Origin of the sequence: Streptomyces justiciae (assembly GCF_015163075.1) — a bacterium.
In the GTDB taxonomy this organism is placed as follows: domain Bacteria; phylum Actinomycetota; class Actinomycetes; order Streptomycetales; family Streptomycetaceae; genus Streptomyces; species Streptomyces justiciae.
In genome coordinates this window covers 679620-691507 of the sequence record NZ_JADDXU010000002.1, presented here as the reverse complement: position 1 = coordinate 691507, position 11888 = coordinate 679620, and the positions used below count along the sequence as shown (strand labels likewise).

Annotated in this window: 15 protein-coding genes; 8 read left to right on the top strand and 7 right to left on the bottom strand. The window is 72.3% G+C overall.

Going from position 1 to position 11888, the window contains the following annotated elements; all coding sequences use genetic code 11:
* Nucleotide 1 precedes the first annotated feature (1 nt).
* A complete protein-coding gene (locus tag IQ210_RS07155; RefSeq protein WP_194077987.1) occupies nt 2-925 on the bottom strand; it encodes an NAD(P)/FAD-dependent oxidoreductase in 924 nt (307 codons plus the stop codon).
* A 64-nt stretch (nt 926-989) separates the two neighbouring features.
* Here IQ210_RS07155 and IQ210_RS07150 point away from each other — a divergent pair, with 64 nt between their 5' ends.
* From IQ210_RS07150 to IQ210_RS07125, 6 genes are all read left to right on the top strand, one after another.
* Complete coding sequence (locus tag IQ210_RS07150; protein ID WP_194077986.1) at nt 990-1571, top strand: helix-turn-helix domain-containing protein; 582 nt, start codon at nt 990-992, stop codon at nt 1569-1571.
* A gap of 86 nt (nt 1572-1657) precedes the next feature.
* Nucleotides 1658-2635, top strand: coding sequence for an NADPH:quinone oxidoreductase family protein (locus tag IQ210_RS07145; RefSeq protein ID WP_194077985.1), 978 nt, complete (start codon nt 1658-1660; stop codon nt 2633-2635).
* A complete protein-coding gene (locus IQ210_RS07140; protein WP_194077984.1) occupies nt 2632-3816 on the top strand; it encodes an acyl-CoA dehydrogenase family protein in 1185 nt (394 codons plus the stop codon). Before IQ210_RS07145 ends, IQ210_RS07140 begins: the two co-directional genes overlap by 4 nt.
* A complete protein-coding gene (locus IQ210_RS07135) occupies nt 3813-4886 on the top strand; it encodes an acyl-CoA dehydrogenase family protein (RefSeq protein WP_194077983.1) in 1074 nt (357 codons plus the stop codon). The genes IQ210_RS07140 and IQ210_RS07135 overlap by 4 nt, the downstream gene beginning before the upstream one ends.
* 172 nt (nt 4887-5058) lie before the next feature.
* Nucleotides 5059-5916 (top strand): phosphatidylinositol-specific phospholipase C/glycerophosphodiester phosphodiesterase family protein, encoded by an 858-nt coding sequence (locus tag IQ210_RS07130; RefSeq protein WP_194077982.1) that lies wholly within the window; start codon nt 5059-5061, stop codon nt 5914-5916.
* Nucleotides 5917-6033: 117 nt separating this feature from the next.
* On the top strand, nt 6034-6228 hold the full coding sequence (locus tag IQ210_RS07125) for a hypothetical protein (protein WP_194077981.1): 195 nt from the start codon (nt 6034-6036) through the stop codon (nt 6226-6228).
* 3 nt (nt 6229-6231) lie between these two features.
* Here IQ210_RS07125 and IQ210_RS07120 read toward each other — a convergent pair whose 3' ends face one another.
* Nucleotides 6232-7419: a phosphodiester glycosidase family protein gene (locus IQ210_RS07120; RefSeq protein WP_256781250.1), complete on the bottom strand. Its 1188-nt coding sequence runs from the start codon at nt 7417-7419 to the stop codon at nt 6232-6234.
* A 132-nt stretch (nt 7420-7551) separates the two neighbouring features.
* Entirely contained in the window at nt 7552-7911 is a 360-nt protein-coding gene (locus IQ210_RS07115) for a DUF779 domain-containing protein (protein ID WP_194077979.1), read from the bottom strand.
* A gap of 61 nt (nt 7912-7972) precedes the next feature.
* Here IQ210_RS07115 and IQ210_RS07110 point away from each other — a divergent pair, with 61 nt between their 5' ends.
* Nucleotides 7973-8428, top strand: a complete 456-nt coding sequence (locus IQ210_RS07110) for an SRPBCC domain-containing protein (RefSeq protein ID WP_194077978.1) — start codon at nt 7973-7975, stop codon at nt 8426-8428.
* Nucleotides 8429-8431: 3 nt separating this feature from the next.
* On the opposite strand, the gene IQ210_RS07105 is transcribed toward IQ210_RS07110, so the two are convergent.
* The gene (locus IQ210_RS07105) at nt 8432-9748 is read right to left on the bottom strand and encodes a YhgE/Pip domain-containing protein (RefSeq protein ID WP_194077977.1); all 1317 of its coding nucleotides are present in this window, start codon (nt 9746-9748) and stop codon (nt 8432-8434) included.
* A gap of 144 nt (nt 9749-9892) precedes the next feature.
* Nucleotides 9893-10453 carry a rhodanese-like domain-containing protein gene (locus IQ210_RS07100; protein ID WP_194077976.1) on the bottom strand — a complete coding sequence of 187 codons (561 nt, stop codon included), beginning with the start codon at nt 10451-10453 and terminating at the stop codon, nt 9893-9895.
* 73 nt (nt 10454-10526) lie between these two features.
* Between IQ210_RS07100 and IQ210_RS07095 the strand changes: the two genes are divergently transcribed.
* Nucleotides 10527-10805, top strand: coding sequence for a metal-sensitive transcriptional regulator (locus tag IQ210_RS07095; protein ID WP_194077975.1), 279 nt, complete (start codon nt 10527-10529; stop codon nt 10803-10805).
* Between the two features lie 2 nt (nt 10806-10807).
* Here IQ210_RS07095 and IQ210_RS07090 read toward each other — a convergent pair whose 3' ends face one another.
* Entirely contained in the window at nt 10808-11551 is a 744-nt protein-coding gene (locus IQ210_RS07090) for a sulfite exporter TauE/SafE family protein (protein WP_194077974.1), read from the bottom strand.
* On the bottom strand, nt 11548-11886 hold the full coding sequence (locus tag IQ210_RS07085; protein WP_228047072.1) for a rhodanese-like domain-containing protein: 339 nt from the start codon (nt 11884-11886) through the stop codon (nt 11548-11550). The genes IQ210_RS07090 and IQ210_RS07085 overlap by 4 nt, the downstream gene beginning before the upstream one ends.
* Between the last annotated feature and the right edge of the window lie 2 nt (nt 11887-11888).

Here is an 11888-nt window from a genome sequence, read left to right as displayed (position 1 = left end):
CCTAGGGGGTTGCATCGAGGTCGGTGAAGAGCAGATCCCCGTTGATGGTGGCTCCTGCCCTGTAGCCGCCCGCCGCCGCGTTGATCACCTGTTCGGCGAAGCCCATCGCGTTGCCCACCGCCCACACGCCCGGGACCGTCGTCTGGCCCGTCGCGTCGACCACCGGGTACGCGCCGAACGGGGTCTCGTTCATCTCGGCGCCGAGCTGGGTCAGCAGCCCGTTCTGCGGAACCGCGCGCGGTGCGACGAACAGGGCCTCGCGTGCGTGTACCGAGCCGTCGGTCAGGCGTACGCCCGTCAGGCGGTCGACCTCGATCCGTAGCGCCTCGACCTCGCCCGGCACCACCTTCACGCCCGCCGCGGCGAGCCTGCGCAGGTCGTCGTCCGACAGGTCCGACTCCGCGACCGTGTGCAGGAAGAAGGTCACGTCCTTCGACCACTGGGACACCATCAGCGCCTGGTGCACGCTCAGCGGCGTCGTCGCGAGGACGCCGAAGGCCTGGTCGCGGACCTCCCAGCCGTGGCAGTACGGGCAGTGCAGGACGTCCTTGCCGAAGCGCTCGGCCACGCCGGGGACGGCCGGGAGCTCGTCCTTGAGGCCGGTGGCGACGACCAGGCGGCGGGCCCGGAGCGTGCGACCGCTCTCCAGGGTCACGGTGAAGCCCTCGGCCACCTCGACCACCCGGTCCCGGACCAGGTCGACCCCGTACCGGGCGATCTCCTCGCGGCCGGTCGCCAGGAACTCGGCCGGGGACATGCCGTCCCGGGTCAGATAGCCCTGCATGTGGGCGGAGGGCGCGTTGCGGGGCTCGCCCGCGTCGACGACCAGCGTACGGCGCCTCGCCCGGCCCAGGACCAGCGCCGCGGAGAGGCCGGCCGCGCCGCCACCGATCACGATCACTTCGTATGCGTGGGTGTCAGTCATGCCGCCACGGTCGCTCCGCCGGTGCGGGATTGACAAATGTCTTTGCCGATTCTGCAATACGGACATGAGTACCGAAGAAGTAGAGGGCGTTCTCGCCGACGTGGGTCCCCGGCTGCGCCGGATCCGGAAGGAGCGCGAGGTGACCCTCTCCGCGCTGTCCGAGGTGACCGGCATCTCCGTCAGCACCCTGTCCCGGCTGGAGTCGGGGCTGCGCAAGCCCAGCCTGGAGCTGCTGCTGCCGATCGCGCAGGCGCACCAGGTGCCGCTGGACGAGCTGGTCGGGACGCCGCCGGTGGGGGACCCGCGGGTGCGGGCCACGCCGCTGGTGCGGCACGGGCGCACTTACTGGCCGCTGACCCGGCAGCCGGGCGGCCTCCAGGCGTACAAGGTGCTGGTGCCGCAGCGGAACGAGGAGCCCGAGCTGCGTACCCATGAGGGCTACGAGTGGTTGTACGTGCTGGCGGGGCGGCTGCGGGTCGTCCTCGGTGACCACGATGTGGTGATGAGCGCGGGGGAGGCCGCCGAGTTCGACACACGGGTGCCGCACTGGTTCGGGTCGACGGGGGAGGGGCCGGCGGAGTTCCTCAGTCTGTTCGGGCCGCAGGGGGAGCGGATGCACGTACGCGCCAAGCCGAAGCGGTCGTGACGCACACTACTGTTCCCTGATCGGCAAGCGACCGCTTAGTATGCGACTACCCCAGGTCGTACGACGTAGTCGCGTGGAGGCATCGCATGCAGGCATGGCAAGTGCACGAGAACGGTGAGCCGGGTGAGGTGATGCGGCTCGCGGACGTCGAGACGCCCACGCCCGGCGACGGCCAGGTCCTGCTGAAGGTGCGTGCCGCGAACATCAACTTCCCGGACGTGCTGATGTGCCGCGGCCACTACCAGGTCCGGCCCCCGCTGCCGTTCACGCCGGGCGTGGAGATCTGCGGCGAGACCGAGGACGGACGCCGGGTGCTCGCCAACCCCGCGCTGCCGTACGGCGGTTTCGCCGAGTACGCCGTCGCGGACGCCGCCGCTCTGCTGCCCGCGCCCGAGTCGCTGGACGACGCCGAGGCCGCCGCGCTGCACATCGGCTACCAGACGGGGTGGTTCGGACTGCACCGGCGGGCCCACCTGGAGGCGGGGGAGACGCTGCTCGTCCACGCCGCCGCCGGTGGTGTCGGCAGCGCGGCCGTGCAGCTCGGCAAGGCCGCCGGCGCCCACGTGATCGGTGTCGTCGGCGGGGCCGACAAGGCCGCCGTGGCCCGGGAGCTGGGCTGCGACGTCGTCATCGACCGGCGTGCCGAGGATGTCGTCGCCGCGGTCAAGGAGGCCACCGGCGGGCGGGGCGCCGACGTGATCTACGACCCGGTCGGAGGCGACGCCTACACCCAGTCCACCAAGGTCGTCGCCTTCGAGGGCCGGATCGTGGTCGTCGGCTTCGCGAGCGGGACCATCCCCAGCCCGGGCCTCAACCACGCCCTGGTGAAGAACTACTCGATCCTCGGCCTGCACTGGGGCCTGTACAACACCAAGAACCCCAAGCTGGTCCAGCACTGCCACGAGCAGCTCACCGAACTCGCCGCCCGGGGCGCCATCAAGCCCCTGGTCAGCGAGCGCGTGCCGCTGGCGGAGGCCGCCGCCGCGGTGCAGCGCGTCGGCGACGGGGTGACCACCGGCCGGGTCGCCGTCGTCCCGGCCCTCGGCAAGGGAGCCGCCGCATGATCGACGCAGCCGAACTCAAGCGCCGCACAGCGGAGTTGCTGGCCGCCCATCCGCCCGCCACGACCGACCGCCTGGACTTCCTGCGGGCCCGCTTCGACGCGGGGCTCGCCTGGGTGCACTACCCCGAGGGCCTCGGCGGACTCGGCACCGCACGGTCCCTCCAGGCCGTCGTGGACGCCGAGTTGGAGGCCGCGGGCGCCCCCGACAACGACCCCCGGCGCAACGGCATCGGCCTCGGCATGGCCGCGCCGACCATCCTCAAGTACGGCACGGACGAGCAGAAGCAGCGCTATCTGCGGCCCCTGTGGACCGGCGAGGAAGTCTGGTGCCAGCTGTTCAGCGAGCCCGGCGCCGGCTCCGACCTGGCCGGGCTCGGCACCCGGGCCGTCCGCGAGGGCGACGGCGACTGGGTGGTCAACGGGCAGAAGGTGTGGACGTCCAGCGCACACAACGCCCGCTGGGCCATCCTCATCGCCCGCACCGACCCGGACGTGCCCAAGCACGCGGGTATCACGTACTTCCTGTGCGACATGACCGACCCGGGCGTGGACGTCCGGCCGCTGCGCCAGATCACCGGCGAGGCCGAGTTCAACGAGGTCTTCCTCACCGACGTCCGCATCCCCGACTCGCGTCGCCTCGGGGAGATCGGCGACGGCTGGAAGGTCGCGCAGACCACGCTCAACAACGAGCGCGTCGCCATCGGCGGCATGCGGCTGCCCCGCGAGGGCGGCATGATCGGCCCGGTCTCGAAGACCTGGCGCGAACGCCCAGAACTGCGCACCCACGACCTCCACCAGCGCCTCCTCAAGCTCTGGGTCGAGGCCGAGGTCGCCCGCCTCACCGGCGAACGCCTGCGCCAGCAGCTCGCGCTGGGCCAGCCAGGACCCGAGGGCGCCGGCATGAAGCTCGCCTTCGCCCGCCTCAACCAGGAGATCAGTGGCCTGGAGGTCGAACTCCACGGCGAGGAGGGCCTGTTGTACGACGACTGGACCATGCGCCGGCCCGAGCTGGTGGACTTCGTCGGCCGCGACGCCGGCTACCGCTACCTCCGCTCCAAGGGCAACAGCATCGAGGGCGGGACCAGCGAGGTCCTGCTGAACATCGTCGCCGAGCGCGTCCTGGGCCTGCCGTCCGAGCCGCGCACCGACAAGGACGTCGCATGGAAGGACCTGGCCCGATGAGCGACCTGCTGTACTCCGAGGAGGAAGAGGCGCTCCGGTCCGCCGTACGGGACCTGCTCGCCGACCACTGCGACGCCCCCGGCGTCATCGCCCGCACCGAGTCGGACGCCCCGCACGACCTCGCCGCCTGGAAGGCGCTCACCGACGGCATGGGCCTCGCCGGCCTGCTGGTGCCGGAGGCGCAGGGCGGCCAGGGCGCCACGCATCGCGAAGTCGCCGTGGTGCTGGAGGAGTTGGGGCGCGCGGTGGCTCCCGTCCCGTATCTCACCAGCGCGGTCGTCGCCACCGAGGCCCTGCTGGAGGTCGGGGACGAGACGTTGCTCGCCGAGCTGGCCGCGGGGCGGAGGATCGGCGCCCTCGCCGTCGCCCTGAACGTCGCCGCGGGCGGCGCCTACCAGGTCGTACGGCATGAAGGCGGGTCCCTGCACGGGGAGGTGACCGGTGTCGCGGATGCCGCGGTCGCCGATGTGCTGCTCGTGCCCGCGGACGACGGTGGGCTGTACGCGGTGGACGCCGCCGACGCGACCGTCACCCCGCAGGTGTCCTTCGACCTGACCCGGCCGCTCGCGACCGTGACCCTGGACGGGACGCCCGGCAGGCTCCTCGGCGACGCCGAACCCGCCGTACGCCGCGCGCTGCGGGCCGGTGCCGGGCTGCTCGCCTCCGAGCAACTCGGGGTCGCGGACTGGGTGCTGACGGAGACCGTGCGCTACCTCAAGGAGCGCAAGCAGTTCAACCGTGCCGTCGGCGGGTTCCAGGCGCTCAAGCACCGGCTGGCGCAGGTGTGGCTGGAGGTCGTCAACCTCCGGGCCGCCGCGCGCAACGCCGCCGACGCGCTCAGCACCGGGACGGACGTCGATGTGGCGGTCGCCGTCGCGCAGGCCTACGCGGCGCCCGTCGCGGTGCACGCCGCCGAGGAGGCGCTCCAGCTGCACGCCGGTATCGGCATGACGTGGGAGCACCCGATCCACCTGTACCTCAAGCGGGCCAAGTCCGACTCGATCGCGTACGGAACCGCGGGTGTCCACCGCGAGGCCCTGGCCGAACTCGTGGACCTGCAAGCCCCCTGACGTTCACCGGACAAAGCCCGCCCCACCTGGGGCGGGCTTTTTCGTGCGCCCCGCGCGGGCACGGTGAACACACAGCGGCAGTCCGGCCAACTCCTGTCACGAGCATGCCTATTGACGGCTCCGCGACCGCATACTCGCCCATGTCTCGTACCGCCCCAAAGGGAGGCAGAGCATGGCCCTCACCACCCGTCGCAGAGCCCTCACCACCATCGGCGCCGCCCTCGCGGGCGCGGTCGCCCTGCCCGCCACGCAGGCTTTCGCGGGCGAACAGAAGCACCGGCCGCGGCCGTTGTGGCGCGCCCACGCCCACAACGACTACGAGCACCCGCGGCCGCTCCTCGACGCCCTCGACCACCGCTTCGGCAGCGTCGAGGCCGACATCTTCCTCGTCGGCGACCAGCTGCTCATCGGCCACACCGTGGACGACCTCGACCCGACCCGCACCCTGGAGTCCCTCTACCTCGACCCGCTGGCCCGGATCGTCAAGGCCAACCACGGCTCGGTGTACCGGGGTTGGCGCAGGCCGCTGCAACTGCTCATCGACATCAAGACCGAGGGCTCGTCCACGTACCTGGAGCTGGACCGCCATCTCCAGCGGTACAAGCACCTGTTCACGACCTACGCCCACGGCAGGGTGTTCCCCGGGCCGGTCACCGCCGTCATCTCCGGTGACCGCGCGGCCCGCACGCCCATGGAGGCGCAGACCGTCCGGCGCGCCTTCTACGACGGCCGCCTCACCGACCTCGGCTCCTCGGCGCCCGCCTCCTTCATCTCGCTGATCAGCGACAACTGGACGCTCAACTTCACCTGGCAGGGCGTCGGCGCCTTCCCGGACGCCGAGCGGCAGAAGCTGCACGGCATCGTCGACACCGCCCACGCGCGCGGCCAGCAGGTCCGCTTCTGGGCCACTCCCGACGTGGCCGGACCCGCCCGCGACGCCCTGTGGGGTGAACTCCTCGCCGCCGACGTCGACTACCTCAACACCGACGACCTGGCTGGCCTGGAGGCCTTCCTCGACGCCCGTCGCTAGGCCGGGAAACCACACGTTCGGAGGACAGGTCAGCTGCCCGGACGAACCCTCCGCTACGCCACACTTGCGGCCGAACGCCGTGAACCGGACGGGACGGCGTGGCGGAGGAGGTTGGCGATGGCGATTTCCATCTCAGTGGTGCTGCTGCTCCTGATCCTGGCGGTGATCTTCCTGCGCAACGGCGGGCTGAAGGTCTCCCACGCCCTGGTGTGCGCGCTGCTCGGGTTCTTCCTGGCCGGTACGAGCATCGCGCCCACCATCAGCAGCGGCCTGACGGCCACCGCGGACATCGTCGGCACTCTCAGACCCTGAGGCTCAGTTCGTCGAGAAGACCCCGATGCCGTTCGGGACGGGACGTTCGGCGCCGCCCGTGGGGTGGTTGCGTACCGTCACGGCGGTCGCGCCGGGGTCGCGGGCGACCAGTGTCGACGAGCCGCCGCCGTCCAGGCTGAAGCCGTCCACGGCACCCAAGTCCCGCAGGGTGTCCGCCACTTCGGCGATCGTCAGTCCGGTGCGGTACTCCGGCGCCCCGTCCACCGCGAGCAGCAGCAGGCGTCGGCCGCCGTCCGAGACGCCCACGGCGGTCCGTACGGCCGAGGTCGTGGCGTCCAGGCCGGGCAGCGGCAGCCCGCCCCTCAGGACCGGGTAGCCGCCGACGGCGAAGCGGTACGGGACCCGGCTCGTGGCCGGCACCAGGCGGTGCCGTACCCGTACCGGTTCGCCCACGGACAGCTTGCGCAGCTGCTGTGCGCCCTCCTCCCGGCCGACGAGGACGGTGGTTCCTGCGTCGATGGGGCCGCTGCCCGGGGTGTCGGCCGTCGCCGTGACCCGGCCGTGGCGGATCGTCACCTCGTGGGTGTCCGTGCTGCACGGGGCGGCCCGGTCGGTGTCCGTGCCGCAGGTGGCGCGCAGCCGGGAGATGCTGCCCCAGGCGCTGGTGTAGGCGCCGATCGAACCCACTGGCAGCGCGTACTGGTTGAACCCGCCCAGCGGCAGCTTCCCGCCCCAGCCGCGCACGGTGCCGGTCAGGGTCAGGCCGTCGAGCCGGACCCGCCGGTCGACGCCCATGCCGAGCACGTCCCGCGTCGAGGTGCCGGGCGGCAGCGCGGGCCCGAACCGCTGCCCGTCCGGCACCGCCGCCTTCAGGGCTTGCCCGCTCGCGATCGCCGGTCCCACGCTCGCCCCGGTCGCCTCCACGCCGGGATGCTGGGTCTCGGTGATGTTGAAGAAGTCGCCGTTGACCCCCGCCACCGCGCCCCGGGCGTCGGCGAGTTGGGACACCGGCGCCCGCGCGGCCACCGCCCCCGGATACAGCAGGTCGAGGCGGACCTTCGGATCGCGCAGGTCGGCCCTGATCACATGGATGCGCGTCGGGCCCTTGGCCGCCTGTACGTCGTACTGCCGGTACGTGACACCCGACGCGAGCCGCACGGCCGCGGCCTGCACGGCACCGGCCGGTGCCGCCCCCGTCAGGGCCGCACCGGCCAGCGCGCCGAATGCCACGAGAAACGTCAGTGCCCGTCTGCCCGCCCGGAACCTTGTTCGACGATGCGTCACAGTCCCCCCTGAGGTCCCGTCAACTGTCCCAGGACCCAAGGGGAGCGCACCAGACGGCGAGGGCCGTCCGGGGGGTGACTAGGGGGCGACCAGGTGTGAACGGATCAGGAACCGTACGCCCTCGGGCGCCTCCAGGGAGAAACCGCTTCCGCGGCCCTCGACGACGTCCACGATGAGCCGGGTGTGGCTCCAGGCCGCGTACTGGCTGCGGGACATCCAGAACGTCACCGGCTCCGCGACGCCCTCGACGTCCAGCTCCGCGAGCAGCACGTCCGAGGCGCCGGTGCGGAACTCGCCCTCCGGGTAGCACATCGGGGCGCTGCCGTCGCAGCAGCCGCCGGACTGATGGAACATCAGCGGGCCGTGCGCCTCGCGCAGCCTGCGCAGCAGGTCGGCGGCCGCGGGGGTGAGCTCGACGCGCGGGATCTCCTCATCCATACGACCCAGCGCACCACACGGGAGGTTGCGACAAGGTTGCAGCCCGGAGCAGGGTGGGCCCATGTACTCGACGAGGGTCTCGTGGCGGATGAAGGCACCCCGCGCGGCGGTCTACCGGATGCTCGTGGACGCCGACGCACTCGCGAAGTGGCGGGTGCCGCACGGCATGACCAGCCAGGTGCACGCCTTCGAGGCGCGCGAGGGCGGTGCCTTCCGGATCTCGCTGACCTACGACCTGCCCACCGGTACCGGCAAGTCCGGCTCGCACACCGACACCTACCACGGCCGGTTCCTGAAGCTGGTGCCGGACGAACTGGTCGTCGAGGAGTTCGAGTTCGAGACGGGGGACCCCGCCCTGCGCGGCACGATGACGATGACGACCACGCTCACCGAGGTGGACGGCGGAACGGAAGTCGTTGTCCTGCACGAGGGGATTCCCGACGCCGTGCCCGCCGACCAGAACGAGGAGGGCACCAGGATGGCGCTGGCCAATCTCGCCCGGCTGGTCGAGGACTGAGCCTCACGCGGGCTGCGGCGTCAGGCGTCGGTGGCCCCTGCGGTCGTAGTAGAGGGTCATCGCGAAGCCGAACAGCAGGCCCACGGCCGTGCCGATCGCGATCATCAGCCAGGAGCGGCTCAGACCGGCGTCCCCGCGCGCGTCGAAGTAGAGGATCGCGCGGACGCCGTCGCTGAGCTGGCGCATGGGCTCGAAGTGGGACAGGAAGCGGTAGAAGCCGGGGACCGCCTGGAGCGGGACGGTGGCGCCCGAGGACGGCAGGCCCAGGACGATGAACACGAACATGGAGACCAGTTGGCCGATGCCGCCGAACGCGGCGTTGATGGCCTGCACGCCGATGCCGACGGCCAGCGAGGCGCAGTACGAGTAGATCCACAGCAGCGGCAGATGGGTCGCGTCCATGCCGAGGAGGGTGACGCAGGCCAGCATCACCAGGGACACGGTGATCAGGGTGATGCCCGCGGTCATCGCCATCTTCAGGAGCAGCGTCTGGGTGCGGCTGATCGGCACCGTGGGGAGCCGGGTGTGCCAGGGGCCGATCTCGTTGTCGGCGTAGCCGAGCGAGGTGTCGACGCCGTTGCTGATGACGTTGGCGCCCATGAAGCCGGCCAGCACCAGGAGCAGCGTGTAGTAGAACGCGGTCAGCCCGAGGCCGCTGTGGTCGCCGAGGGGATGGCCCACCTGGGTGGCGACGGTCACGGGGTCGTCGAGCAGCAGCTTGTCCGTGGCGGTGGCCTGCGGGGCGGATCGGACCAGCTCCTTGCCGATGGTCTGCGAGGCCTGGTGCGCCGCCTGGGTGCTGATCTGGCTGGCGAGGGACGAACCGAGGCTGCCCTTGCCGGGGTTGGTGAGCACGGTGATCGTCGGCCGTTCGGCGGCGCCGGTGGTGGTGAGCGCGGCGACCGAGTCCGTGAAGTCGGAGGGGATGACGAGCGCGCCGTACACCTTGCCGGAGTCCAGTTCGTCCTTGGCTTCGGCCCGGCTCAGCTGCCGCCACTCGGCCTTGTCGTTCGACGTGTCCGCGAGGATCGACCGGGTGATCTGCGTGCCGAGGTTCTGCCGCTGGCCGGGCAGCGGCTTGCCGGTGTCGCCGTTGACCAGGGCGATCGGCAGGTCCTTGAGGTCGCCCTGCGGGTTGACGATGCCGCCCATGTAGAGGAGGGACAGGAGCAGGGCGAGCAGTCCGCTCAGTACGGTCGGGACGATCCAGAGCTTGGGGCGCCGCAGCAGGGTGGCGGCACGGGCCTGGGGAGCGGCGGGGGCGGGGGCACGGTCCGGGGGATCGGCCGGGGCGGGGGCCTTGGGGTCTGCGTCGGTCATGGCTCTCCGTCGGGTCGCGGCGACGCGCTTCATGGGGACGCGGTGCCCTCATGAGGACGTGTCCTTCATAGGTACGCGACCACGGCCCCGCCCGCACCCAGACGGCGAGAGGCGGGGGCCGGAATCACCCCCGCCCCCGGCGGCTCACCCGGCCAGGCGCAGCAGCGTCTCCTCGAAGGGCACCGCGTCCGCGCCCGGCCGGTTGTGCGGAAGCCTGGCCAGGAGCATCGCCATGCCGCAGGTGTTGGTGACGGCGGAGAAGACCAGCCCGGCGCCGACCAGCCCGGACAGCCAGTGCGCGGGCGGCCAGGCGAACCCGGCGGCGAAGCCCGCCACGACCAGCGAACCGGCGGTGAGCCGCACCTGCCGGTCCATCGGCCACGGCGTCCGGGCCCCCGCCGGGCGCTCGACCGGGTGGCCGGCCGTGACCCAGGCGCCGGTGCCGCCGTCCAGGGAGAGCGCCTCGATGCCGAGGGCCCGGAGCCGGTCGCAGCCCTGGGCGGAGCGGGCCCCGGAGGCGCACACGATCAGCAGCGGGCCGCGCGCCGCGGCCGCCCGGAGCGCGCTCGCGGCCTCGTCGAGCCGGTCCAGCGGGATGTTGTACGCGCCGGGGACATGGCCGCCGGCGAACTCGCCGGGCGTGCGCACGTCGACGACGGTGAACTCGGCGAGCCGGGCGGGGGCCACGGTGACGGGGGTGGTCATGGAACAGAACCCTTCGATGAGGTGTTGCCCCACACGGGTAGGATACCCGTGGGGGTATAGAGGAGGAGAAAACGTGCAACTCGACATGTCCGCCGAGGAGCTGAAGTCGGCGCTCAACCGGCTGCGCCGCGCTCAGGGCCAGCTGGCCGGAGTCATCCGCATGATCGAGGAGGGGCGGGACTGCGAGGACGTCATCACCCAGCTCGCGGCGGTCTCCCGGGCCCTGGACCGGGCCGGGTTCTCGATCATCGCGACCGGCCTGGAGCAGTGCATGACCAGCGAGGACCCCGAGGTGCGCAACTCCGCGCAGATGCGGTCCCGGCTGGAGAAGCTCTTTCTCTCACTGGCCTGAGTTCACCAGGCCGCTGTGACGGCCATGGCCAACGCGATCGTCAGCAGGACGGCTCCGAAGGCCCGTTGAAGCGCCGCGGGGGACACCTTCGCGGCCAGCCGCCTGCCGTCCCACGCCCCCAGGACGGCGGTCGCCAGGAACGGCATGATCAGCGCCCAGTCCAGCTGGACCGCCGACTGCGCCCGGGCCATCAGCGCCACCAGCGCGTTGGCGACGATGACCAGCAGACTCGTCCCGACCGCCGCGCTCATCGGCACCGCCAGCACTGTCACCAGCGCGGGTACGGCGAGAAAGCCGCCGCCGACCCCGAGGAACCCGGTCACCGCCCCGAGTCCGGCCCCGGCCGCCGCCGCCCGGCCGGTCGACACCGTTCCGGTCCCGTGGGGCGTACGACGACGCAGCATGCGTACGGCGGCCAGGGCGGCCAGCGCCGCGAACATCAGCGTCAGCAGGGCCTCGGGCAGCCGCGCGGCGAGGACGCCGGCCGCGACGGCGGGCAGCAGACCGGCCGCCGCGAACAGCAGCCCGGCCCGCCAGCGCACCGCCCCCGCCCGCGCATGGGCCACCAGGGCGGTGACCGACGTGACGATCACGATGACCAGGCTGCCCGTGGCCGCGGCCGCGGGGCTGAAACCGAGCAGGTAGATCAGTGCCGGGACGGTCAGGATGCTCCCGCCCGCGCCCAGTGCGCCCAGCGCGAGACCGACCAGGCCGCCTGCTATCAGGGCCAGGACGAGGGCCGTCATATGACGGCCCCGTGGGCGCCCTCGACGGGGAGGCCCTGTGCGGCCCAGTCCCGCATACCGCCGATCACGTCGACCGCCGCTACACCGCGTGCGGCGAGCAGGGCCGCGGCCTGCCGGGAACGGTTGCCCGAGCGACAGATCAGCACCAGCGGGCCGGTGCCTGGGAGGTCCGCGGTCGCGATCCGGGAGAGGGGGACATGGTGGGCGCCGGGCGCGTGACCGGCCCTGAACTCGTCCGGCTCGCGGACGTCGACCAGGACGGCCCCGGCGTCGCGGAGCAGACGCTGCGCCTCGGTGGCGGTGACACGTGGGGTGCCGTGGGAGTCGTACATCATGC

What these genes read in the sequence shown, in the direction of transcription:
- IQ210_RS07155 (WP_194077987.1), bottom strand. Translation starts at nt 925, where the DNA reads ATGACTGACACCCACGCATACGAAGTGATCGTGATCGGTGGCGGCGCG.
- IQ210_RS07150 (WP_194077986.1), top strand. Translation starts at nt 990, where the DNA reads ATGAGTACCGAAGAAGTAGAGGGCGTTCTCGCCGACGTGGGTCCCCGG.
- IQ210_RS07145 (WP_194077985.1), top strand. Translation starts at nt 1,658, where the DNA reads ATGCAGGCATGGCAAGTGCACGAGAACGGTGAGCCGGGTGAGGTGATG.
- IQ210_RS07140 (WP_194077984.1), top strand. Translation starts at nt 2,632, where the DNA reads ATGATCGACGCAGCCGAACTCAAGCGCCGCACAGCGGAGTTGCTGGCC.
- IQ210_RS07135 (WP_194077983.1), top strand. Translation starts at nt 3,813, where the DNA reads ATGAGCGACCTGCTGTACTCCGAGGAGGAAGAGGCGCTCCGGTCCGCC.
- IQ210_RS07130 (WP_194077982.1), top strand. Translation starts at nt 5,059, where the DNA reads ATGGCCCTCACCACCCGTCGCAGAGCCCTCACCACCATCGGCGCCGCC.
- IQ210_RS07125 (WP_194077981.1), top strand. Translation starts at nt 6,034, where the DNA reads ATGGCGATTTCCATCTCAGTGGTGCTGCTGCTCCTGATCCTGGCGGTG.
- IQ210_RS07115 (WP_194077979.1), bottom strand. Translation starts at nt 7,911, where the DNA reads ATGGATGAGGAGATCCCGCGCGTCGAGCTCACCCCCGCGGCCGCCGAC.
- IQ210_RS07110 (WP_194077978.1), top strand. Translation starts at nt 7,973, where the DNA reads ATGTACTCGACGAGGGTCTCGTGGCGGATGAAGGCACCCCGCGCGGCG.
- IQ210_RS07105 (WP_194077977.1), bottom strand. Translation starts at nt 9,748, where the DNA reads ATGACCGACGCAGACCCCAAGGCCCCCGCCCCGGCCGATCCCCCGGAC.
- IQ210_RS07100 (WP_194077976.1), bottom strand. Translation starts at nt 10,453, where the DNA reads ATGACCACCCCCGTCACCGTGGCCCCCGCCCGGCTCGCCGAGTTCACC.
- IQ210_RS07090 (WP_194077974.1), bottom strand. Translation starts at nt 11,551, where the DNA reads ATGACGGCCCTCGTCCTGGCCCTGATAGCAGGCGGCCTGGTCGGTCTC.
- IQ210_RS07085 (WP_228047072.1), bottom strand. Translation starts at nt 11,886, where the DNA reads ATGATGTACGACTCCCACGGCACCCCACGTGTCACCGCCACCGAGGCG.